This window comes from Clostridium sp. K13 (assembly GCF_019734195.1).
Lineage (GTDB): Bacteria > Bacillota > Clostridia > Clostridiales > Clostridiaceae > Clostridium.
The window spans coordinates 26,627-49,719 of sequence record NZ_JAASHM010000025.1 but is presented as its reverse complement, the minus strand read 5'-3'; the positions used below and the strand labels follow the sequence as shown (position 1 = coordinate 49,719).

Annotated in this window: 20 protein-coding genes; 17 read left to right on the top strand and 3 right to left on the bottom strand. The window is 27.3% G+C overall.

The genetic code is table 11. The annotated features are described in order from the left end of the window. Nucleotides 1-187: 187 nt before the first annotated feature. From HCG76_RS13250 to HCG76_RS13240, 3 genes are all read left to right on the top strand, one after another. Nucleotides 188-1,588 carry an MATE family efflux transporter gene (locus HCG76_RS13250; RefSeq protein ID WP_221700877.1) on the top strand — a complete coding sequence of 467 codons (1,401 nt, stop codon included), beginning with the start codon at nt 188-190 and terminating at the stop codon, nt 1,586-1,588. Between the two features lie 42 nt (nt 1,589-1,630). After that, nucleotides 1,631-2,080: a MarR family winged helix-turn-helix transcriptional regulator gene (locus tag HCG76_RS13245; protein WP_221700876.1), complete on the top strand. Its 450-nt coding sequence runs from the start codon at nt 1,631-1,633 to the stop codon at nt 2,078-2,080. A gap of 254 nt (nt 2,081-2,334) precedes the next feature. Then, nucleotides 2,335-4,068, top strand: a complete 1,734-nt coding sequence (locus HCG76_RS13240) for a DUF2207 domain-containing protein (protein WP_221700875.1) — start codon at nt 2,335-2,337, stop codon at nt 4,066-4,068. A gap of 156 nt (nt 4,069-4,224) precedes the next feature. Here the strand turns inward: HCG76_RS13240 and HCG76_RS13235 are convergent, their stop codons facing one another. Further along, nucleotides 4,225-4,938, bottom strand: coding sequence for a hypothetical protein (locus tag HCG76_RS13235; RefSeq protein ID WP_221700874.1), 714 nt, complete (start codon nt 4,936-4,938; stop codon nt 4,225-4,227). Between the two features lie 80 nt (nt 4,939-5,018). Here HCG76_RS13235 and HCG76_RS13230 point away from each other — a divergent pair, with 80 nt between their 5' ends. The 3 genes from HCG76_RS13230 to HCG76_RS13220 all read left to right on the top strand — a co-directional run bounded on the left by HCG76_RS13230 (nt 5,019) and on the right by HCG76_RS13220 (nt 7,032). Beyond that, entirely contained in the window at nt 5,019-5,546 is a 528-nt protein-coding gene (locus tag HCG76_RS13230; RefSeq protein WP_221700873.1) for a YcxB family protein, read from the top strand. 76 nt (nt 5,547-5,622) lie between these two features. After that, complete coding sequence (locus HCG76_RS13225) at nt 5,623-6,765, top strand: site-2 protease family protein (RefSeq protein WP_221700872.1); 1,143 nt, start codon at nt 5,623-5,625, stop codon at nt 6,763-6,765. Nucleotides 6,766-6,807: 42 nt separating this feature from the next. Then, nucleotides 6,808-7,032, top strand: a complete 225-nt coding sequence (locus HCG76_RS13220; protein WP_221700871.1) for a hypothetical protein — start codon at nt 6,808-6,810, stop codon at nt 7,030-7,032. A gap of 161 nt (nt 7,033-7,193) precedes the next feature. Here HCG76_RS13220 and HCG76_RS13215 read toward each other — a convergent pair whose 3' ends face one another. Then, on the bottom strand, nt 7,194-7,646 hold the full coding sequence (locus tag HCG76_RS13215; protein WP_221700870.1) for a helix-turn-helix domain-containing protein: 453 nt from the start codon (nt 7,644-7,646) through the stop codon (nt 7,194-7,196). A gap of 125 nt (nt 7,647-7,771) precedes the next feature. On the opposite strand from HCG76_RS13215, the gene HCG76_RS13210 reads away from it, so the two are divergent. The 6 genes from HCG76_RS13210 to HCG76_RS13190 all read left to right on the top strand — a co-directional run bounded on the left by HCG76_RS13210 (nt 7,772) and on the right by HCG76_RS13190 (nt 15,038). Continuing rightward, nucleotides 7,772-9,040, top strand: coding sequence for a serine/threonine-protein kinase (locus HCG76_RS13210; RefSeq protein ID WP_221700869.1), 1,269 nt, complete (start codon nt 7,772-7,774; stop codon nt 9,038-9,040). A gap of 108 nt (nt 9,041-9,148) precedes the next feature. Beyond that, the gene (locus tag HCG76_RS13205; protein ID WP_221700868.1) at nt 9,149-9,844 is read left to right on the top strand and encodes a hypothetical protein; all 696 of its coding nucleotides are present in this window, start codon (nt 9,149-9,151) and stop codon (nt 9,842-9,844) included. 110 nt (nt 9,845-9,954) lie between these two features. Continuing rightward, nucleotides 9,955-10,314: a hypothetical protein gene (locus tag HCG76_RS13200; protein WP_221700867.1), complete on the top strand. Its 360-nt coding sequence runs from the start codon at nt 9,955-9,957 to the stop codon at nt 10,312-10,314. A gap of 158 nt (nt 10,315-10,472) precedes the next feature. Continuing rightward, nucleotides 10,473-13,214, top strand: coding sequence for a helicase-related protein (locus tag HCG76_RS13195; protein ID WP_221700866.1), 2,742 nt, complete (start codon nt 10,473-10,475; stop codon nt 13,212-13,214). A 421-nt stretch (nt 13,215-13,635) separates the two neighbouring features. Next, nucleotides 13,636-13,863 carry a hypothetical protein gene (locus HCG76_RS19125; protein WP_260458143.1) on the top strand — a complete coding sequence of 76 codons (228 nt, stop codon included), beginning with the start codon at nt 13,636-13,638 and terminating at the stop codon, nt 13,861-13,863. An 8-nt stretch (nt 13,864-13,871) separates the two neighbouring features. Next, on the top strand, nt 13,872-15,038 hold the full coding sequence (locus tag HCG76_RS13190; RefSeq protein WP_260458142.1) for a subtype B tannase: 1,167 nt from the start codon (nt 13,872-13,874) through the stop codon (nt 15,036-15,038). 51 nt (nt 15,039-15,089) lie between these two features. Here the strand turns inward: HCG76_RS13190 and HCG76_RS13185 are convergent, their stop codons facing one another. Then, the gene (locus tag HCG76_RS13185) at nt 15,090-15,968 is read right to left on the bottom strand and encodes a LysR family transcriptional regulator (protein WP_221700865.1); all 879 of its coding nucleotides are present in this window, start codon (nt 15,966-15,968) and stop codon (nt 15,090-15,092) included. Between the two features lie 251 nt (nt 15,969-16,219). Here HCG76_RS13185 and HCG76_RS13180 point away from each other — a divergent pair, with 251 nt between their 5' ends. The 5 genes from HCG76_RS13180 to HCG76_RS13160 all read left to right on the top strand — a co-directional run bounded on the left by HCG76_RS13180 (nt 16,220) and on the right by HCG76_RS13160 (nt 22,724). Beyond that, nucleotides 16,220-16,564, top strand: coding sequence for a hypothetical protein (locus HCG76_RS13180; RefSeq protein WP_221700864.1), 345 nt, complete (start codon nt 16,220-16,222; stop codon nt 16,562-16,564). Between the two features lie 21 nt (nt 16,565-16,585). Then, on the top strand, nt 16,586-17,149 hold the full coding sequence (locus tag HCG76_RS13175; protein ID WP_221700863.1) for a UbiX family flavin prenyltransferase: 564 nt from the start codon (nt 16,586-16,588) through the stop codon (nt 17,147-17,149). Then, nucleotides 17,149-18,630: a UbiD family decarboxylase gene (locus HCG76_RS13170; protein ID WP_221700862.1), complete on the top strand. Its 1,482-nt coding sequence runs from the start codon at nt 17,149-17,151 to the stop codon at nt 18,628-18,630. Before HCG76_RS13175 ends, HCG76_RS13170 begins: the two co-directional genes overlap by 1 nt. Before the next feature lie 343 nt (nt 18,631-18,973). Then, nucleotides 18,974-21,670: an alpha-mannosidase gene (locus HCG76_RS13165; protein ID WP_221700861.1), complete on the top strand. Its 2,697-nt coding sequence runs from the start codon at nt 18,974-18,976 to the stop codon at nt 21,668-21,670. Nucleotides 21,671-21,866: 196 nt separating this feature from the next. After that, nucleotides 21,867-22,724, top strand: a complete 858-nt coding sequence (locus tag HCG76_RS13160) for a hypothetical protein (protein WP_221700860.1) — start codon at nt 21,867-21,869, stop codon at nt 22,722-22,724. The last annotated feature ends 369 nt before the right edge of the window (nt 22,725-23,093 follow it).

Sequence of the window (23,093 nt, the reverse complement as noted above, 5' to 3'; positions counted from 1 at the left end):
TACACAAAAAGGAGGATTCAAATTCGAATCCTCCTTTTCTTATCGGCTAGTATCAAAATTTATTTTGATACAGCCCCATTTTTATGTTAATAAACTATAAAAAAATTTTAAAATATTGTTGCGATAGCAACAATATTTTAAAATTTTTCGTTGACATAGCAACAAATTTATAAGGAGTGAAAGTTTAATGGCGGTAAGCGAAAATAAAAATCAAGAAGAGTTAGGAAATTTAGGTATAGTAAGGTTATTAGTTAAGTTCTCTATTCCAGCAATTATAGGGATGGTAGTAAATATGCTTTACAATGTAGTAGATAGAATTTATATAGGTAATATACCTGATATAGGTGGACTAGCTATTACTGGTGTTGGAATTACAATGCCGGTTACATCTATAATAACTGGACTTGGGATGCTTATAGGTATAGGAACATCAGCAAGTATATCATTATCATTTGGTAGTGGAAAAAGAAAGTTAGCACAAAAATATTTAGGAAATGGATTAACAGCAATAATTATTATAAGTTTAATAGTAGCTATTTTTGGAAACGTATTTGCTACAGGAATTTTAGGAATATTTGGAGCAAGTGAAAATACAATGCCATATGCATTAGCTTATATTAGGCCTTTAATGATAGGAACAATATGTAACTTATGTGCATTTGGATTAAATCATTCAATTAATTCAGATAGTAATCCTAAAATAGCAATGAGTACTATGTTAATTGGAGCGATTATAAACATTGTTTTAGACCCAATCTTTATATTTGTATTAGGTTTAGGAATACAAGGTGCAGCTTATGCAACAGTAATATCACAATTTGTAGCTGGATGCTGGGTTATTTATTATTTTACAAAGAGTAGCAAATCAACAATTAAGTTAAATAAAGAAGATATGATGTTAAATGGTGAAATAATAAAGAAAATATTAATGATAGGATTAGCACCATTTTGTATGCAAGTTGCAGGTAGTATAGTACAAGTTATTGCTAATAATGCTTTAATGACTTATGGTGGAGATTTAGCAATAGGGGCAATGGCAGTTATAACATCAGTTTGTACAATATTCATTATGCCTATATTCGGTTTAAATCAAGGTGCACAGCCGATAATAGGATACAACTATGGAGCTAAGAAATATGATAGAGTAAAAAAAACTTATTTATATGGATTAATAGCATGTACAGCAGTATTGTTATTAAGTTGGATTTTCATTGTTATGTTACCAGAAAAGGCTATAGGAATGTTTAATAATGATCCTATGCTAACAGATATAGCTGTTAATGGAATAAGAGTATATCTATTTGTATTACCACTTATAGGAGTACAAATGACAGCATCAAACTATTATCAAGCAATTGGAAAGCCAAAGAAATCTATGTTATTAGGTTTATCAAGACAAGTATTAATGTTAATACCAGCATTTTTAATACTTCCTAAATTCATGGGATTAGAAGGGGTTTGGTTAGCAGGACCAATAGCAGATGGAATAGCAGTTATACTTTCAGGAATAATAATAATTAGAGAAATGAGAACTTTAGGTAAGGAAGAAGAAATTAATAAAGAAATTTCACCAGAAGTTGCAGTATAGGGTATAATTAAGTTAGAACTATACGCACGGAGGAAATATCAAATGAAAAAATACTATGGTGAGTCCCTTGGAAGATATATAGGACATTTTTATAGACAGGGTCAAAGCTTTTTAATAAAGGAATATAAAGATTTAGGTTTTGGAGCAGGACAGTATCAATTTTTAATTATGCTTTATTTAAAAGATGGACTTAGTCATGATGAATTAACTGAAAAAATGTCTGTAGATAAGGCTACAACGACAAGAGCCATAATTAAGCTTGAAGAAGAGGGATATGTAAAGAGAGTTTTAAATGAAGAGGATAAAAGAAAGTATCATATATATTTAACAGAAAAAGCTATCTCTAAGAAGGAAGAGGTATTTAGAATATCTGACTTATGGGAACAGAGATTAGTAGGTGAGTTAACAGAAGAAGAAAAAGATGCTTTGTTTTTAATTATGAGAAAAATAGCTAGAAATAATCCTCATTATCCATTTAGTGAATATGAATAAGAAAGAAGAAGTAGTTATACAAAAAAGTATTGTAGCTGCTTCTTTTTTTTGTAGGATAGAATATATTTGCATAATATTAAAACAATATACTGTTGTTAGTAAATAATTAATTAGTTTGAAATATATAAATTTTCTTCAGTGGAAGCTTGTACTTTGTGATAAATTACAAAAAGAAATAAAGAAAATTATAATATAATGGGTTATATGGTAAAATAATATAAAGGGTTATGTAAAAATAAATGGGGGTGAATATAATGAGAAAATTATTAGTAATTTTAAGTTTAGTATTTATGCTTATAGCACCTACAAGTGTTTATGGAACAAGTAGAGAGTATTTTATTGACAAACTAAATGTTGAAGCTGTGATACTTGATAATGGTGATGTTGTTGTAAATGAAATAATGGATTATAGGTTTAATGGCCAGTTTAATGGAGTTTATAGAAATTTAGCATTAATAGGAACAGAAGAATATGTAATAAATAGTGTTTCAATTATTGATGAAGATGGAAATGTTATTGAAGCTGTAGAGGATTACTCTGAAGAAAATAATACATATGAAATAGATGAGGACTTTGAAAGAACTCAAATAAAATTATTTTGCAAAAGTAGCAATGAAAGTAAAAAGATTCAATTAAATTATACTATAAAAGCAGCAGCTTTAAGATATTTAGATTATTCAGAGTTATATTGGAATTTTTATAATGTTGAAAATATTGAATCTGTTAAAGAAGGAAATATTAAAATTTCATTAAAGGATGCAGAATTTGATGAAGAAATTCTTTATTATGACATATATGGTGATGGAGAGATTGAAACTAGCCATACAAAGGATTATATAAATATTAGCTTTAAAAACTTAACTACATTAATAGGAATAGATATGAAATTTCAAGCAGGTTATTTATCAAATGTAGAAGAATCAGAACTTTATGAAAAGGAAAATATAATAGATGAGTATGAATATTACTATGACGAAGACTATATTTTAGATGATTTCGATAATATAAATCAGTATTATTATGAAAAAGAAGATAATAGTGATGTAATTGGATTTTTAATAATAGGAGCTATTGTAATAGGTGGAATATCAACAATATTTATATATTCTTCAAATCAATCTAAGTTTGAAAAAGAAGTAAGTGAATATAGAAAAAACAACATAATTACTAAAGCTGAAATTGTAATGGAACCACCATCAGATTTACCACCAGCATTAGTAAATTTATTAATAAATGAAAAAGTTGTATCCAAGGAAATGCTAAATGTTACGTTATTTTATTTAGCTAATAAAGGCTATTATACTATAGAAGAAAAAATAAATGATTTTGATAAAGATGATAATGATTTAATTTTTATAAGAAGAAATTATAATAAAACAAGATATAAGCATTTAGATTATATATTAACTTGGTTTAGTGATTATGAGGTTAATGGTAGTTTTTCCATGAATCAAATAAAAAGGTTAGTTTCTTCAGAAAGTGAAGCAAAGAAATTTATAAATAATTTAAATAAATGGATAGGTGAAGTTAAACAAGATGCTAATTCTATTGTATTTTATATAAAAATAAGAAATAAAGATGTTCTTACTAATATATGGTTTAACGAAAAATCAAGATGGATTTCTTATAAGAATTATTTAAAGAATTTATATTCAGTTAATGATTTAGATAATAGTTTATTAAGTGATTTAACAATAATTTATGCTTCTGCATTGGGAGTAAGTGATAATGATTTAAGAAATATTATTAATTTAGTAACATCTACAGAAGGAAGAAACATAGGTAGCTTTAGCTCTGTTGAATATATGTACATGAATAACTATATTTTATATGCAACAATATTTAATGATATTAGCCATAGAGCAGATAATATAGCGAATCCTATAACTTCTTCACCAGGTAGTTTTGATACAACTAGCACTGGAGGAGGTTTCTTTGGCGGAGGAGATTTTACTGGTGGCGGTGGAGGAGACTCAGGAGCCTTTTAAATGTAAATGTGTAATAGATAATAATATATTTATAAAATCTACTTATACTCTTTAGCTATAGCATAACAAATAATTAATGTATAAATGATATTTTTAGGATAAATAGAAAAACTGCCAATAACAAATAGTGTTATCGGCAGTTTTATTTTAATTAAATTAATAATCATAAACAGTAGGAGCATAATCTATAAGATCCCATGTACCTTCATCAAAATTATAAGAAAGAGTAGCAGATAAATGTACTGCTCTACCTGTATCAAAAGATCCAACCTTAACTGTAGTAGAGGAAGTATCTCCCTCTTCAGATATAACATAAAGGGAATCTATATAACTTTTAGTATATTCATAATTAATGTTATTAAACGAAAATCCATCTTCAAAATAAACTGAATCAGTAAGAATATCTAATAAAATATCACCGGCAGAGAATAAAGGAATAAAATTATCTGTTTTAATATCAATAAAATCTTTTATAAACCAACCTTTTTTATATTTATATTGAATTTCAGCAGTAGCCAAGCATTCTGATCTTCCAGTAGAATAATTCAAAGTCATAGAAATAGGTGCATTAAGTGTGTTAAAGTTTATATATTCAGCGTCTATTAAGTTAATATTACTAACATAAGAAAGTGGCTGAGGCATAAAATCCTTAGTTTTTTTATAAATCATAGGGTCTGTAACGTTGTAATCCATAAGCAATTCATTTATATCTTGAAAATTTATAGGTGTAGGAGTAACTATTTCTTTATATATATAAGTAGATATAAAGGTAGTTATTAATATAAAGAACATAATAATAACTAGCGTTAATTTAAATTTATTATTTTTTACCTTTGTATCTTCAAAAATTATTTTTTTACTATAGGTCATAATAAATCCCTTTCATTTAAATAATATGTATATTATACTTATTATACAATATATTAATAATTAAGAAAAGGAGAGGAAATATGATGGAGATAGTTTTTAAAATAACTACAGATGATTATTTAGAATTATCTAAGTTAAAAAACAATGATATTAGTATTATAAAAAAAGCTAAAATTCGATATAAGCTATCAATAGCAATGCTAATAATAGCAATAACTTTATTTATGTTAAGTATAATAGAACCATTTTATATACCAGTATTGGTAGTAGGCACTATATTGTTAATTACTTGGCTTTTATATAGCAATAATATATATGATGCAGTTAGAGAGAAAACAATGAAAAATTTAGTAAATAATCAATTTTCTAAATCTGTAAAACAGATAAAATGTACTAAAATAACTTTACAAGAGGATGGAATAATTGAAGAAATTGAAGGAATGTATACTAAAATTCAGTGGAGCTTTATAAAGGATATTATTGTAACAAATAATAATATATTCATTAATTTAGTTTCAGGACAAGTATTAAATATTCCTAAAAGAGCATTTGAAAATGAAGAAGAGCAGGATAGGTTTTTAAAGTATATAGATGAGAAGTTAGCTTAGAGTATAGAGTATATACCCCAGGGGAAAGGGAATGATTCCCCTTCCTCTGGGGTAGCTAGTACAGGGAGAGGATATTATGGGGAAAAAGAAAAAGGATATTAAATCAACTATAGTTACTATTGGTATATCTATAGTTATATTTTTAGCAGGATTTTTTGGTGGAGGTTTAGCTTGTAGAGTATTAGCAAAATCCAGTATGCCTTTTAGTGAATCATTAATTAGTGTGATAACATATATTGCTATTTTTATAATTATATTTGGATTACATATTATACTTCATGAAGTAGGGCATTTGATTTTGGGATTAATGTCAGGATATGAATTTATTTCTTTTAGAGTTGGAAGTTTGACTTTAGTAAAAGATGAAGGGAAATTTAAGTTTAAAAAGTTTAATATTAAAGGTACTGGTGGACAATGCTTAATGATGCCTAAAACTGATAATTATAAAGAATTGAAATATGTACTATATAATTTAGGCGGAACATTAATGAATCTTATAATTACTATTATAAGTTTAGTAATATTAATAGCATTTAATATTAGTCCAATTATAAAATTTATATTAATTGCATCTATTATTTCAGGAGTAATTTGTGTTATAAGTAATGGGATTCCAATGAAATTTGGTGGAATTGCTAATGATGGATATAATATAGTATCTATTTCAAAAGATGATTTTATGAAATACTGCTTTTATATTCAGCTTAAAGTAAATGGACTTTTATCTAAAGGTATGAGAATGAAAGATATGCCTATTGAATGGTTTTATTTAAGGGAGGGAGCTGACTTAAATAATCATTTAGTAACATCTTTAAAGATTATGGAAGGTAACTATTATTATGATAATTTAAACTTTGAAGCAGCACAAAGATGCTATGAGGAAATATTAGAAAATGCCCCTAAAATTATAAAAATATATGAGTATGAAATAAATTGTGAATTATTATTTTTTGAAATATTAAAGGGAAATATGGATAGGGTAAAAGAACTTTATACAAAGGAATTACGTAATTATATAAAGGCAACAGAGTGTTATATTTCAAGAAAAAGACTTATGTATGCTTATAATTTAATAGTTTTAAAGGATAAGAAAAAGACAGAAAAAGTATTAAAAGAAATTGAAAAGGTAAAGAAAACTTATCCTATAAAAGGGGATATTTTATCAGAAGAGGAAGTTATTAGATTTATAGGTAATACTAATAATATTGATGTGGTATAATTATAAACAATAAAATCTTTTATTATGAAAGGCGGAATTAAAATGACAAGAGAAGAAAAAATAAAAGCATTATATGAAGAAACTTATGAGGATGAAGCTTTAGAAGAAGTTTCTATTGAAGAAATGGAAGAGGAGTTAAAAGAATATTATTCAGCAGCAGGATTTGATGTTGAAAACATAGATGAGTTATTAAAAAATCATGAAGAAGATCCTGAGTTTATTAATTCTATAAATGAAAAAATAGAAAAAATACTTAGTAATAAATAGAGTAATACTAAAATACATTCATACTTAGTAAAAAAGTAGTGAGTGTATTTTTTTTATTAGAAATTTAAAGAGAATATAGATAAGTTTGTGGAATAACAAATTTATATACATTATCAATTTAAAAGAAAGGTTGTAGCATTTGTTGCAACCTTTTTAGTATTTTACTCTGCACTTCCTAATATATCAAGACCAAATTGATCTAACTTTATATTGGCATCAATAACAGAATAATTATTATTTATAAAATAAATTATTAAACTATCACGTATATCTTTAGAATAAAGCTTATTGGATTTTGCAAGAGTAAGACATCTATTAGTTTCATCAATAGATAATTTGCAGGCTAGGCATAATTTTATTACATTATCTCTGCTAGGATTTTTTACACCATTTAATATTTGATAGCAATAAGTTCTGCTAATGTCAGAATCAGCAATAAGAGTGCTTTTCTTAATTTTTTTACTAATTCTTAAACTATCTAAATACTTAGAAAAAGTTAAAGTTGGTATTGGTGAAAGTTTATTTTCAATATAATCATGAAGCTCCTTTTCAGAATTAATATTATTAATAATATCATCAAGTTCAGTTGTATTATTGTTATTATTATCTATCATTATAAAATCAATCTCCACTAAATATAATTACTATCCACTAATGTTAATAATCAAAATTGAGTAATTTATATAATAATGATAAAATAAAAGTTGTTAAAAATCAATGTACTAAGGGGATAGGAACTATGGAAGAGAGTAGCTTTGAAGATATAGAATCAAAGTATAGTGAATTAGCTGAATTAAATAATTCAAAGAAAAGTACTGTTTATTTAGTTCAAAATGTATTAGATGGACGAATTTATATAAAAAAAGAGTTGAAAAATTATAATATTGATGTATATAGACAAATAATTAAAATTAAAAATATGTTTATGGCAAGAATATATGAAATTTTCAAGTGTGAAGATTCTTTAATAGTAATTGAAGAATTTGTAAATGGACAAACTCTACAAAGTATAGTAGATAATAAAGGCCCATTAAAAGAAGAAACTGCAATAAAATATATGATTAATTTATGTTCGATTTTAGATGTTTTACATAATTTAAATCCAGCAGTTATACATAGAGATATAAAGCCTTCAAATATAATTATAGATAACAATGGAATATTAAAACTTATAGATTTTGATGTTTCAAGAGTATATAAAAAAGCGGGAAATATGGATACTCATATACTTGGAACAAAGGGATATGCATCACCTGAACAGTTTGGATTTGATCAGACTGACTGTAGAAGTGATATTTATTCAATTGGAGTAATGTTAAATGTATTAACTACAGGAAAACATATAAAAGAAAAGTTAAATGAAGGAAAATTAAAAGTAATAATTGAAAAATGTACAAATATTTCACCAGATAATAGATATTCAAATGTTAATGAATTGAAGTTAGTATTAGAAAATGCTTTGAAAGAAAACAGAATAGGTAATGTAAATAAAGAGTACATAATAAATCCTGTGAAGAAAGAACCTAAGGAAAATAATATTGACTTATTAAATTTAAAGAAGGAATATATTAATAATAGTCAGGAGTATAAATCTTCTTATGACAATTCAAATAAGCAATACACTTATTCAAATAAATTAGATAGTGATTCAGTAAAAGCTGATGAAAAAGAGAAAAATGTATTTAAAAAAATACTTTCTAAAGTTAAGGAGCTCCCAGGATACAGAACTAAAAATCCATTAATAATACTGGTTGCATCTATATGGTACTTTTTTTTAGTATTTGGATTCTGTTGTAATTGGGGAACAGGCAATATAAGTTTGATGCTTGAGGATGCAGTTATGGCATCAATATTACTTATTTTTACCTTATTTAATGGGAATTATAAAAATATAAAAAGTAAGCTTCCTTTAACTAACCGTAATGAGATAGGTAGTAAAATAGTAGGACATATAATATATAACTTTTTATTATTTGTAGCTTTGGGATTTTTATTAGAATTAGTTTAAAAATAATATAAATGTATGCTGACAGCATACCAATGACCTTCAAGAAATAATTAAAATAATATTATCAAGTATAGTTTAATATTATTTATTTTTTGGAGGTTTATTATTATGGAGAAAAAAGCAAAAAAGCCAATATGGAAGAAATGGTGGGTATGGGTACTTGCTGTTATTATAGTTGGAGCAATAGGTTCAACTGGAGATGGTGATGATACAACTAGTGATGATCCATCTAAAAGTGTAGCAGTTCAAGAGGAAAGTACAGATAATACAGAAAATAGTAGCGCTGATACATCAAATGAAGTTGGGACAAATGAAGAAAAAAGTGATATAAAAATTAAGGCTGGAACTTATAAAATAGGAATAGATTTACCAGCAGGAGAATATTTGTTTTTTGCAAAGGGAATGGGATATATAGAAGTAGCTTCAGATTCAACAGGATCTTTAGAGAGCATTATTAGTAATGATAATGTAAAAGGGCATAGATATATTACAGTTAATGATGGTGAATATTTAAAGATTAGAAGTGGAGAGGCTTATGCAGTAGCAGATGCACCTTCAGTAGTTCCCGAAGATGGAATATATACTGATGGAACATATATTGCAGGAAAAGATATACCAGCAGGGGAATATAAGGTAACACTTAATTCATCTATATGTATGGGATATATAGAAGTGTCTAGTGATAGTAGGGGGACTTTTGATTCAATAATAACTAATGATAATTTAATGGAAGATTCTTATATCACAGTCGAAGATGGACAATATTTGAAGTTATCAGGAGCTGAAATTAATACAAATCAATAGTTGTGAAAATAAGGTTAAATATGTGGGGAGAGACTATAAGTTTAACTTAAAGTATTACAGGAAACCATATAAGATGGAATTGCATAGGGATTTATTAAAGGGGAAGTTTTATGAAATTTAATGAAGATAAAGATGTAAAAATACTAGAAAGTGTATTTTTAAAAAAGACAGAAAAATCAGAAGCAGAATCAAAAAGGCTATTAGAAGAGTTAGAAGAGTTCGAGGGGAATGAGTTAGAGAAAGAGGGAGAAACTTCAGAATTTGAGTATGGAAAGTATATGGTTATAAGTGATAAAGATATGGAAACTGAAGAGGTTTATGGGGTATTTGATTATGAAATTGATGCATTAAGAAGATATAGTGAAGTTAAGTTTAAAAGGAAAAAAAGAAATGTTTATGTGATTAAGGCAGATATTGAGTATATATATTTGCAAGGGGTAAAATTTATTTTTACTTATGAAGAAGTTTAAAATTGATAAAATAATTTGGTGATGGTTAGTGGAGTGAACTTAGAATTTTATTTATATAATGAATGTGTGTAATTTTCCCCTGAGGCAATTTCTTGCCTTAGGGGTAATTAATGTAGTATAGTTAAAAAATAAGTTTAAACTACGAAGGAAGTGATAGGATGGGTTCAATAAAATGCTCATTAAGAAAAGAAGTGAAAAATGATATAGCTAAATATATAGATACTGAATTTATTAATGAAGCAATTAAGGAAATTACCATATATATAAAAACAACTCATAAAGTACATATTGATGATTCAGAGTTTAATGAAAATGATATAGATTCGAAAGTAACATTAAATGATGGTGGTAAATTTAATGTTTATGATTATACATACGTTAAGGACTTTATATATGAATTATCTTGGGAGGGCTCATACGTTAAAGAGTTAGAAGAAGATAACTTTACTGAAGAAGATAAAGAAGTATATAAGTATATTCCAAAGGATATTGCTGCTGTTATCTATGAAAAAGTAGAAAAATCAATGGAGCAAAAAAAGGGAGAACTTTATAAAAAATTTAAAAAGAGATATACTGAAGACTTCTTATTTAACAGTGTTAGATGGTATAAGAGAAGTCGTGATGGAAAAATATATTATGATATGGACTTAGAAGAGTTAAGTCCTGACAAAAAGATAAAACTAGAAGAAAAAATAAAAGCTGAAGTAGGAAATGGATTTAAGAGCAGATGGGGAAGTCCTGTTGCATCTAAAGTAGCTCCTTTAGAAGAAAAACTTTTATTAGATATATATGATAAAGGCTGTGACTTATTAGGTATTGAAAATGAGTATTCTACAGAGGTTGTAGAGGCTGATAATAGCTATAATGAAAAGAACCTTATAAATCTTATGATAAAAAACTGTAGAGAAGCTGCAAGTTCAACAAAGGGGATAAACAGACTTAAAGTTAAGGTTGTTAATTCAATTGATGCAAGATTAGATAATATTATTAATACAAATATTTATAAAACTAAAGAACATATGAATTTATACTTAGAAAATGCTAGAAATATGGTCTTTGGATATTATAAAAGTGTTAATCTTCCAGGCTTTAAAAGAAATCTTATAGGCAAGGAAGATAAGATAAATAAAATAATAGCAAGAATGGCTGTAGTTGAAAATATTCTTTATAAGAATTACTTAGAAGAAAATGAAAATTCACCATCTATTGATGAGATGGAAGAAATTGAAGAATGTATTACTTGGATTTGTATAAAAGGTTTAGTATGGACATCAGAAAATATATATATTAGAAATAAAGCAAAAGATGATATTAAAGATATAATTTTAGACAATCCAGTAAATGAATATGAAGAAGCAAGAGCTATGAAAAGACACTTTATTCTTCATGTTGGTGAAACTAATACAGGAAAGACATATGCAAGTATAGAAAGATTAATGGAGGCAGAAAGCGGAGTATACTTAGCCCCTCTTAGATTATTAGCACTTGAAATTCAAGATAAGCTTAACTCACAAAATATAGCTTGTTCTTTATTAACTGGAGAAGAAGAGGATATTCTTAATTATGCATACCATGTTTCATCTACAATTGAAAAATTACAGCTTGGAACACCATATGATGTATGTGTTATAGATGAAGCTCAAATGATTGCTGATAAGCAAAGAGGATGGGCTTGGACAAGAGCTATATTAGGAGTATTAGCACCAGAAATTCATATATGTATGGCACCAGAAGCTTTAGATATAGTAATTAAGCTAATAAAGGATTGTAATGATACTTATGAAGTAATAAAGCATACAAGAGATACAGAATTAGTATTTGAAGATGAGCCTTTTAATTTAAATAAAGACGTTAAAAAAGGTGATGCATTAGTTGTATTTGGTAAGAAAAAAGCTCTTGCAGTTTCAGCACAGCTTTTAAATAACAATATAAAAACAAGTATAATTTATGGTTCACTTCCATATTCAACAAGAAAGAAGCAGTTTGAAAGATTCTTAGATGGTGAAACAGAAGTAATAGTTTGTACAGATGCTATAGGAATGGGAGTAAACTTACCTATAAAGCGTATTGTATTTTTAGAAACAAGAAAATATGATGGTGTGTCTTTAAGAAAGCTAAATGTTTCAGAAATAAAGCAAATAGCAGGAAGAGCTGGGCGTAAAGGAATTTATGATAAGGGATATGTTACAGCAATGTCTGATAGAAGCTTAATAAAGGATGCTTTAACTGCAGAAAGTAATAAAATTAAGAAATGTTATATAGGAGTTCCAAATTCTTTATTAGATATAAACATAGATATTATAGATGCTTTAAAAACATGGAGTACAATGTTTGTTAAAGGTCATTATGAAAAAACTGATGTAACAATGATAATTTTCCTTTTAAATAAGTTAAAGAAGCTTAATATAGAAGCATCTAAAGAAGATTTATTAAAAATGGCAACAATTCCTTTTGAAGAAAATAATAAGGCTATATGCGCATTATGGGAAGAATATTGCATGATGTATAGCCAAGGTGCAGTAAATTTAAAGAAGCCAATTTTAAAGAAAAATGTAAGTTCAAAGAAGGAACTTGATAATCTTGAAAATTATTATAAATCATTAGAATTAAATTATTCCTTTGGAAAGAACTTTAATATGATGATAAATAATAGATTTATAGCTTTAGAAAAGGAAGAGACAGCAAATAAGATAAATGAATTACTTTTAACTAAGCTTCTTGATCATGAAAGAGTTTGTAGTATTTGTGGTAAAAAGTTAGCATGGGATTGTGCTAGTGACAAATGTAGAATTTGTAGAGAAATGATTCAAGGAATTAAGAGTGAAAGATATAAAAAGCCAGTATTTAGAGGCGGTAGAAGAAGCAGTAGATTTAGTAGAGATAGAAGAAATAGAAGATAAAAAGGGATAGGGCTTCCCGTATATAATTATTATATTTATATACGGGAAGCCTAAATTTATATAAAAGATAAAAGGATTAATATTCTTTAAATTATTCCATAATGGAATAATTTAAAGAAAGAAATTGAATTGAAGATTTGACTATAACAATGTAAAGTAAAAATATGTAAGGAGGAAATTATAGTATTAGGTAAACGTTATATGTTGAAACAGTACTTTTAAAAGAAGCTACACCAGCACTTTTAAAGAATAAATATTTTTATTTACTATCATTATTATTTATTTTAGCGCTAAGTATTGCTTCGGGGAATGGATCAGTAACATATTTTTATTGCAATATTATTTTAGAAGATCCAGGAATAATTGTTAGTTAAGTAAAAAGTTTAAATTAGGATAATTATATTAGAAATGGAGAAATAGTATGAGTAACAAATTAAAATTTAATGAAAATAACTATACAATAGAAACATTAGAAATGGAAGGTAAAACATTAGTATATCGTGCATTTGAAGATATTTTATATATAGAAAACCCAGTAGATGAAAAGATTCAAAAATTAAGTATTTTTGTACCAGAAGAATTTTATCAAGGAAAAAGCATTAATGGGTATAATATTAACAATGCTCCAATTTTCTACCAAATACAATAGGTGGATATATGCCAGGACCAGTAGAAAGACCAGGAAAAAATTTCATGGGAAAAACTAATACTACATTTTGGGCACTACTTCATGGATATGTAGTTGTATCTGCTGGAGCCAGAGGCAGAATGATGAAAGATGAGTTAGGAAAATATAAAGGAACAGCACCAGCTGCACTTTGTGATTTAAAAGCAGCTATTCGTTATCTTAGACACAATGCAGATATAATTCCAGGTGATGTAGAAAAAATTATTTCTAATGGAACAAGTGCAGGTGGTGCAATGTCTTCACTATTAGGAGCAACAGGTAATCATCCAGATTATGAAGCATATTTAAAAAATATGGGAGCTGCTAATGAAAAGGATAATATTTTTGCAGCTTCATGCTATTGCCCTATAACTAATTTAGATAATGCAGATTCAGCATATGAATGGGAGTTTAATGGATTAAATGGTTATCATACTCTTAAATTTCATCCTTCAGAGTCTGGTGAGATAAAGCCAACAGTAGTTAAAGGAGAAATGAATGGAGATCAAATAGAATTATCAGCAAAATTAAAAGTATTATTCCCAGAATATTTAAATAGTTTAAATTTAAAAGATACTAATGGTAATGAATTAATTTTAGATTCAGATGGAAATGGTACATTTAAAGAATTTATAAAATCTTATGTAGCACTATCAGCAGAAGTTGAATTAAATAAAGGAACAGACCTTTCCAATATTGATTGGATAACTATAAATAATAGTAAAGTAATATCAATTGATTTTTCAAAATATATTCAATTCCGTACTAGGATGAAACCAACACCAGCGTTTGATAATGTAAGTATGGGAACTCCTGAAAATGAACTATTTGGTACGGAAACAATTCAATACAGACATTTCACAAAGTTTAGTAAAGAACATAGTACTGTAAATGGAGAATTAGCAGAAAAGGATCAAATAAAAATGATGAATCCAATGTACTATATTGAAGATAGTAAGGCAGATAAGGCAAAGTATTATAGAATTCGCCATGGATCAATAGATCGTGATACCTCTTTAGCTATTTCAGCAATATTAGCAGTAAAGCTTGAAAATAATGGAATAAATGTAGATTTTGCATATCCATGGGGAGTGCCACATTCTGGAGATTATGATTTGAGTGAACTATTTAGTTGGATTGATGGAATATGTAAATAATTAACATTCCCCTAGGGAAAGGGAATTGTTTCCTTTCCCTGAGAGAATATTTTATTTAGTACAATTAATTAAATATTGCTCAAAGTCTCTTTCAATTTTAGATAACTTTCTATTTTTTAAATAAACTAAGCATAAATTACTATGTATTTGTTCTTTAAAAAGAACAGTAGAAACATTTTTCTTATCAAAACATTCTACAGTTTTTTTCATTAGTGGAGAAATTCCCATTCCAGCAGAAACAAGTCCAATTATATTTTCTATTCTACTATTAAAACAAGTTATATTTGGATTAAATCCGGCCTTATTACATTCATTAATAAAGAAAGTATAAACACCAGAGTTTTTTCCAAGGGATATAAAGCTTTCATTTGATAGAGCTGATATAGAAACATACTTTTTCTTCGATATAGGATGGTTTTTAGGTGTTATTAAAATAAGTTCATCTTGAGCTAAAGGTATAATATTTAAATTTGAATTATCTAAAGTATCACTTCTAATAATAGCAAAATCAATTTTATTATTTAGTAATAAATTCAATATCTCATCATGTTCACCTTCATGAAAATTAAATTGCAAGTCGGTAGATTTACTTTTAAATAATCCAATATGATGAGCAATATTATATTGATTTATTACAGGAACATATCCAATAGATAATCTAGGTTTATCAAAGGAAAATTCATTTAAATGTACTAATAATTCATCATAATTATTAATTATATTTAAAGCATACTTTTTTAGTGTAATACCTGCAGGGGTTAAGTTAATATGTCTTGTACACCTTTCGAAGAGTATGCAATTTAGTTCATCTTCAAGTTTTTTTATATGTTTAGATAATGAAGATTGGGATATACATAATTCTTCAGATGCTAATGAGAAACTATTATGTTTTTCTATAGTTAAAAAATATTTTAAGCTTTCTATATTCATAAATTAATCACCTTCATTTACATAATACTATCTTATTATAACATGGAAAATAATATTTATTCCAGACTGGAATAAATTCTAGTTAATTAAAGAATTGATGAGAAAAAGTTAAGGAAATATAATCATATAGAGATGTGTTAACAGCATATTCTAAATCACCTAACAAATTTTAAATAAGCTAATAAATAATTGTTATAAAATTTAAGTTTATAATTTGTAATATAAAAAAGTATTATATAGGAAATGATTAAATGATAAAAATAGAAAAAATACATAATAATATAAAAATAAAATTAGAAGCAATATATGCAGGAAATGATATATGCGTATTAATAACAGGTGGAGATAAAGCTCATGTTGGAGCAATATCTGTATATTCAAAAGAAGAGGGAATTCAGACAATTTCTTTAAAAAATCACAAGGATTATATTATAGGAGAGCTTTTTATAAATAGTATAAAAGAGGAGTTTTCAGGAAATATATCTGTAAGTTGTGGGATACATGTAGATAATATAAAAAAAGATCAAATAAGAGATATTTATAAAATCTGCAATAACATTTTTGAAGAGTTTAAATTGCAAATAATTTTAACATAGAGAGTGATAGAGGTAATAAGTATGAATTTAGTAGTAGCAGTTACAGGAGCAACAGGAACAATATATGCAGTTAGATTGCTTGAATATTTAAATGATATAAAAGAGATAAAGACTCACTTAATAATGAGTAAATGGGCTATTAATAATTTAGAAGTAGAAACAGATTATTCATTAGATTATGTATATAGTTTAGCTGATGTTGTACATGATAATGAAAATTTAGGAGCAAGTGTTGCAAGTGGTTCATTTATAACAGAAGGTATGATTATACTTCCTTGTAGCATGAAAACATTAAGTAGTATAAGTAATGGATTTTCAAGTACATTAATTGATAGAGCTGCAGATGTAATACTTAAAGAAGGAAGAAAATTAGTGATTTCGCCAAGAGAAACACCTTTAAGTTCTATACATCTTGAAAATATGTTAAAGCTATCAAAAATAGGAGTTAGAATAGTACCTCCAATGCCAGGGTTTTATTCAAAGCCAAAGTCCATGGATGATATTATAAATCATCATGTTATGAAAATATTAGACCAGTTTAACATAAATATTTGTAATGATTTAAGATGGGAAGGAAATAAGTAATGAATAAAGTGGAAATTAATGATTTAAGAAGTGCAATAGAATATTTAAAAGGTATTGATGGACAAGTAGTAAAAACTGATGTAGAAGTAGATCCTCATGGAGAGTTAGCTGGAGTTTATAGGTATGTAGGAGCTGGTGGAACTGTTATGAGACCAACAAAAATAGGACCAGCTATGATATTTAATAATGTTAAAGGGCATAAGGATTCTAAAGTAATAATTGGTCTTTTAGCTAGTCGTGAAAGAGTAGGTATGCTTCTTAATTGTGAGCCAAAAAGATTAGGGTTTTTATTAAATGAAGCAGTAAAAAATCCTATTAATCCAGTAATTATAGATAATGATAATGCACCATGTCAGGAAGTTGTGCACTATGCAACTGATGAAGGCTTTGATATAAGAAAAATATTACCTGCACCTACTAATACTGTTCATGATGCAGGTCCATATATAACATTAGGAATGTGTTATGCAAGAAATCCAGAAAGTGGTGAAGGTGATGTGACTATTCATCGTTTATGTCTTCAAGGCAAGGATGAATTATCAATGTTCTTTACACCAGGAGTAAGACATTTAGATGCATTTCGTAAGAAGGCAGAGGAAAGTGGTAAGCCTCTTCCAATATCAATAAGTATAGGAGTTGATCCTGCTATTGAAATTGCATCATGCTTTGAACCTCCAACTACTCCTATTGGATTTAATGAACTATCTATAGCAGGAGCAATAAGAAATAAACCAGTAGAAATGGTCAAGTGCTTAACTGTTGATGAAGCAGCAATAGCTAGAGCTGAATATGTAATTGAAGGTGAATTATTACCTAAAAAGCGTATAAGAGAAGATGTTAATACAAATACAGGAAAAGCAATGCCAGAGTTCCCAGGATATACAGGAGAAGCAGCTCAAGAATTACCTGTAATTAAGGTAAAAGCAATAACTCATAGAAAGAATCCAATAATGCAAACTTGCATAGGACCAAGTGAAGAGCATGTTAATATGGCAGGTATTCCAACAGAAGCTAGTATAATCCAAATGGTAGAAAAAGCAATGCCAGGTAGACTTATAAATGTATATGCTCATCCAGCTGGTGGAGGAAAATATATGGCAATATTACAAATAAAGAAAAGCATGCCTAGTGACCAAGGAAGAGAAAGACAAGCTGCATTACTAGCATTATCAGCTTTTTCTGAATTAAAAACTGTAATATTAGTTGATGAAGATGTAGATCCATTTGATAGTAATGATGTTTTATGGGCATTAAATACTAGATATCAAGGCGATATTGATACAATATTTATTCCAGGAGTAAGATGTCATCCTTTAGACCCATCTCAAAATCCAGAATATAGTTATTCTATTAGAGATAGGGGAATATCATGTAAAACAATTTTTGATTGTACTGTGCCATATGATTTAAAGGAAAAGTTCAAAAGAGCAGAATTTACTGAAGTTGATTTAGAGAAGTTTAATATAGAAAAGTATATATAATGAGATATTTAAATAAATAAAATATTTAAATTTAGTGATTAGAATTTGAGGAACAATCTTAATATATTACCATTCGAAGGGATGTCCACTTGGACATCCTTTTATGTTATATTCATTTCTACATTATTTCTTATAATTATTACAGTTTTTCTATAAAATTTATAATATTAAGGAAAGTATTAATATCCTATAATGAAGTTAAGAAATTATAGATAATTTATTAATTTATAAAGCTAATGTATACGTATAACACAGGGATTAAAAGGATTAAATAATCACTAAGTTTATATAGTAGAAATTTGATGAAAGATTATAGTTAGTAAGTTATAGAGGAGAGATGAAAATGAAAAAAGCACATATTATATCACATTCACATTGGGATAGAGAGTGGTATTTACCATATGAACATCACCATATGCTAGAAATAGAGTTTATGGATACATTAATAAAAACTTTAGAAGAAGATCCAGATTTTAAAAGCTTCCATTTAGATGGACAAACTATAATGCTTGAGGATTACCTTCAAGTAAGACCTGAAAAGAAAGAGATTTTAAAGAAATTAATAAAAGAAAAAAGAATACATGTTGGACCTTGGTATATACTTCAAGATGAATGGTTAACAAGTAGTGAGGCTAATATTAGAAATTTACAAATAGGACATAGGGATGCAAAGGAATATGGAGATGTATGCAAAATTGGATATTTCCCTGATTCTTTTGGAAATATGGGACAAGCACCACAAATCTTAAAGGATGCTAATATAAATACAGCTGTATTTGGAAGAGGAGTAAAGCCTACAGGATTTAATAATGAAGTAAGTGATTCTAATAGTTATGAATCACAATTTTCAGAAATGTACTGGCAATCTCCAGATGGTAGCAAGGTTTTAGGAATATTATTTGCAAATTGGTATAATAATGGTTTCGAAGTACCAGCGGATGAAGAAGGGGCTAAAAAGTATTGGGAAAAGAAATTAAGTGATGCAGAAAAGTATGCATCAACTAATCATCTTTTATTTATGAATGGATGTGACCATCAACCAGTTCAAACAGATTTATCTACAGTTATTAATATTGCTAACGATATGTATGATAATGTTGAATTTATTCATTCTAATTTTGAAGATTATGTTGAAGAAGTAAATAAGGAATTAAGAGAAGATTTAGCTGTAATTAAAGGTGAGCTTAGAAGTCAAAGAACAGATGGATGGTATACTTTATCTAATACGGCATCAGCTAGAATTTACTTAAAACAAATGAATGCAAAATGTCAAATGTTATTTGAAAAGCTAGCAGAACCTTTAGCTGTTATGGCGCATAAAGCAGGAATGGAATATCCACATGAAACTTTTGTTTATGGATGGAAGACTTTAATGCAAAATCATCCTCATGATAGTATTTGTGGATGTAGTGTAGATGCTGTTCATAGAGAAATGGTAACTAGATTTGAAAAAGCTGAAAATGTTGCTTTATATATAATAAATGAAGCTTTAACTTATCTTTCAAATCATATTGATATTACAGAATTTAAAAATATTTCAGAAGATGCAATACCGTTTTTAGTATTAAATCCAACTGGATTTGAAAAGAGTAGAGTTATAGAAACAGAAATAGAAGTATATAAAGAATACTTTGAAGATAACAATAATGACGTAAAACTTTGTGTAAAGAAAGTAAAAGAATATAATGTTCCAGAGTTTAAGGTTATAAATAAAAATGGTTGTGTAATACCATCTAAAATAATAGAAGTTAATGAAAGATTTAATTTTGACCTTCCTAAGGATAAATTTAGAAAACCTTATATGGCTAAAGTGGTTAAGCTTTCGATAGAAGTTAAAGATATGGATAAATTCTCATGGAAGACTTTTGCTTTAGTAGAAGCAGATCAAGCTGAAGAAAATAATGAAAGCTTATTTATATCAGGAAGAGAATTAGAAAATGAATACGTAAAAGTAAATATTAATGATAATGGATCTATAAATCTTCTTCATAAAGAAAGTAACAAAGAATATTTAAACCTTTGTTTATATGAGGATTGTGGAGATGTTGGAAATGAATATATTTATGGAGCACCTAAAGGAGTTGCACCTATAATAAGTAGTGATTCTGAAGCAAAAATTAAAGTTTTAGAAGATAGTAGCTTTAGAGCTGTTGTAGAAGTTAAAAATACTATAAAGATTCCAAAATCTGCAGATGATACATTAAAGAAGGAAATCGAGGAATTAATAGAATTTAAATATCGTGAAGCTAAACGTTCAACTGAAATGATAGATATGGAAATAACAACTATTTATACATTAGAAAGATTAGGTAAAGGTGTAAAAGTTAAAACAAGCTTTAACAATGAAGCTTTAGATCATAGAGTGAGAGTTTTATTTGAAACAAATATAAATACTCCATATAACTATGCTGACTCAATTTTTGAAGTAGCAAAGAGAGATAATACTCCAAGTGAAGAGTGGGAAAACCCATGCAACACTCAACATCTACAATATTTTGTTAATGTTCATGATGAAAACTGTGGTTTAACAATTGCAACTAAAGGTTTAAATGAATATGAAATATTACAAAATGATAAAAATACAATTGCAGTTACAATTCATAGAGGGGTTAGAGAGCTAGGAGATTGGGGAATATTCTATACACCAGAAGCTCAATGCTTAGGGCATATAGAAGCTGAATTTATGATTATACCTCATGGCGATAATGAAGATTTATATAATAGCTATAATGAAGCTAACTTATATGAAATTCAAGATATAACTAAACAAATTAACTTAAAAACTGATAATGTATTAGATTCTAAGTTTAACTTATTTGACTTTGAAAGTAATGAATGTATATGGTCATCATTAAAGCTTTCAGAGGAAAGTGGAGATATTATTGCAAGATGGTTTAATCCATCTGAAGAATATTCTTCATTAGCTTTAAATACAAATATGTCAGTTTATAATAGTAATGTTTTAGAGGAAACTTTTGATTCAGTAGAAAAATTTATTGAAGTAGAACCATATAAAATTATTACTCTTGCTTTTAAATAGTATATAATAATTAAAATTAAAGGAAGAACTATAGTAATAGAGCTATAGTTCTTTTAATGTTTTGTATTTTTCAAAAACATTATTAAATAGCTGATAAATGCAACAAAAAAGTATTATAGAGATAATATTAGACAATATTAAGAAAGCGTAATATAATTTATATGGATTATAATTCTTGCAAAGGGGATAAATACAAATGAAAAAGAGAGAATTAGTTACTTTATTGATTTCTACAATACTAATATTAGGGGGAATAATTAGTTGTAGCAATATTGAGAATAATTCATCAAAAAGGAAAGGTAAGGAAAGTAAGCCTTCAGTATTATTAACTCCCGTAAAGCTTGATGAAGAAGAAAGTGTTGAAAATACAGAAGATAATAGTAACACAGATGATAATAATAAAGATGATAATAATAGAGATATTAGTAATAATGATGATAGATTATACGATAAAAACAGTTATAGTGAAGAGTTAATGGACTATATTCATCAGGGAGATGAAAAAAAGTTTTATGATGTATTAGGTAGTCTTACATATTATAGGGATATGAGCTGTATAAGCATAAATGAAATTGATGAACAAAATGAAATAAAATATAATGTTAGAACTTCTGGTAATATATTAAAAGACAAAGAGATTATTCAAACTGTAGATAGTGAAAAAATTACAGAGTTAAATACACTAAAATCTTTAGTTAATGAAAAGGATATATTAAAGCTACCAATAGTTGAAGGCAATAAGTGGAATCAGAAGGTTGTTATTGATGATAAGATTTATGTTATGAATCATGAAATAGAAAAGGTTATTATTGAGACAAGCTATAATAGAAAAAGAGTAGTAGTAAAATCTACTATAGAAAATATTGAGGGTTATGAAGATAACACTTATTATGAAACTGCTATATATGATAAGGGTGTAGGACTAGTATATTTAGATATGAAGCCACGTATTGAAGATATTATGAGTGGAAGGTCTGCAACTAGGCTTATAGAAAGATTAGAAGGAAGAAAAGGTACTTATAGGCCGGTTGATGTAAGTAATATATATAATTAAGGAAAGAACTTTAGCTTAGTGCTAGGTTCTTTTTTTATGGAATAATTTTTCTTATAATTTCTAGATGAATACATTTCTGTATCAGGTTTAGAAGGATTACAAGAAGTATTTGAGGAAATAAAAGCAAGCCCACTTAAGGTATTCTGGGGTGCACCTTACAAGACACCTTATACTTTTCCACAATCAACAGTTGCTTTTAACTTCACAAAAGAAGTACATGAACAAGTTCAACAATGGCCAGAATGTTATGGTGTATGGGAAACTGTTCGTGAATATGTAACAGAAGAAGATGAAAATACTTTAGGAGCAATTGAAGTTGCTGAAGCTGGTAAGTTAAATTATGAGCTTAATGCTCCAAAGAGAAGTTCA

Coding starts and splice junctions, on each gene's coding strand:
- HCG76_RS13220 (WP_221700871.1), top strand. CDS start 6,808: ATGACAAGAGAAGAAAAAATAAAAGCATTATATGAAGAAACTTATGAG.
- HCG76_RS13160 (WP_221700860.1), top strand. CDS start 21,867: ATGAAAAAGAGAGAATTAGTTACTTTATTGATTTCTACAATACTAATA.
- HCG76_RS13175 (WP_221700863.1), top strand. CDS start 16,586: ATGAATTTAGTAGTAGCAGTTACAGGAGCAACAGGAACAATATATGCA.
- HCG76_RS13200 (WP_221700867.1), top strand. CDS start 9,955: ATGAAATTTAATGAAGATAAAGATGTAAAAATACTAGAAAGTGTATTT.
- HCG76_RS13190 (WP_260458142.1), top strand. CDS start 13,872: ATGCCAGGACCAGTAGAAAGACCAGGAAAAAATTTCATGGGAAAAACT.
- HCG76_RS13210 (WP_221700869.1), top strand. CDS start 7,772: ATGGAAGAGAGTAGCTTTGAAGATATAGAATCAAAGTATAGTGAATTA.
- HCG76_RS13235 (WP_221700874.1), bottom strand. CDS start 4,938: ATGACCTATAGTAAAAAAATAATTTTTGAAGATACAAAGGTAAAAAAT.
- HCG76_RS13215 (WP_221700870.1), bottom strand. CDS start 7,646: ATGATAGATAATAATAACAATAATACAACTGAACTTGATGATATTATT.
- HCG76_RS13245 (WP_221700876.1), top strand. CDS start 1,631: ATGAAAAAATACTATGGTGAGTCCCTTGGAAGATATATAGGACATTTT.
- HCG76_RS13170 (WP_221700862.1), top strand. CDS start 17,149: ATGAATAAAGTGGAAATTAATGATTTAAGAAGTGCAATAGAATATTTA.
- HCG76_RS13205 (WP_221700868.1), top strand. CDS start 9,149: ATGGAGAAAAAAGCAAAAAAGCCAATATGGAAGAAATGGTGGGTATGG.
- HCG76_RS13180 (WP_221700864.1), top strand. CDS start 16,220: ATGATAAAAATAGAAAAAATACATAATAATATAAAAATAAAATTAGAA.
- HCG76_RS13250 (WP_221700877.1), top strand. CDS start 188: ATGGCGGTAAGCGAAAATAAAAATCAAGAAGAGTTAGGAAATTTAGGT.
- HCG76_RS13230 (WP_221700873.1), top strand. CDS start 5,019: ATGATGGAGATAGTTTTTAAAATAACTACAGATGATTATTTAGAATTA.
- HCG76_RS13185 (WP_221700865.1), bottom strand. CDS start 15,968: ATGAATATAGAAAGCTTAAAATATTTTTTAACTATAGAAAAACATAAT.
- HCG76_RS19125 (WP_260458143.1), top strand. CDS start 13,636: ATGAGTAACAAATTAAAATTTAATGAAAATAACTATACAATAGAAACA.
- HCG76_RS13240 (WP_221700875.1), top strand. CDS start 2,335: ATGAGAAAATTATTAGTAATTTTAAGTTTAGTATTTATGCTTATAGCA.
- HCG76_RS13165 (WP_221700861.1), top strand. CDS start 18,974: ATGAAAAAAGCACATATTATATCACATTCACATTGGGATAGAGAGTGG.
- HCG76_RS13225 (WP_221700872.1), top strand. CDS start 5,623: ATGGGGAAAAAGAAAAAGGATATTAAATCAACTATAGTTACTATTGGT.
- HCG76_RS13195 (WP_221700866.1), top strand. CDS start 10,473: ATGGGTTCAATAAAATGCTCATTAAGAAAAGAAGTGAAAAATGATATA.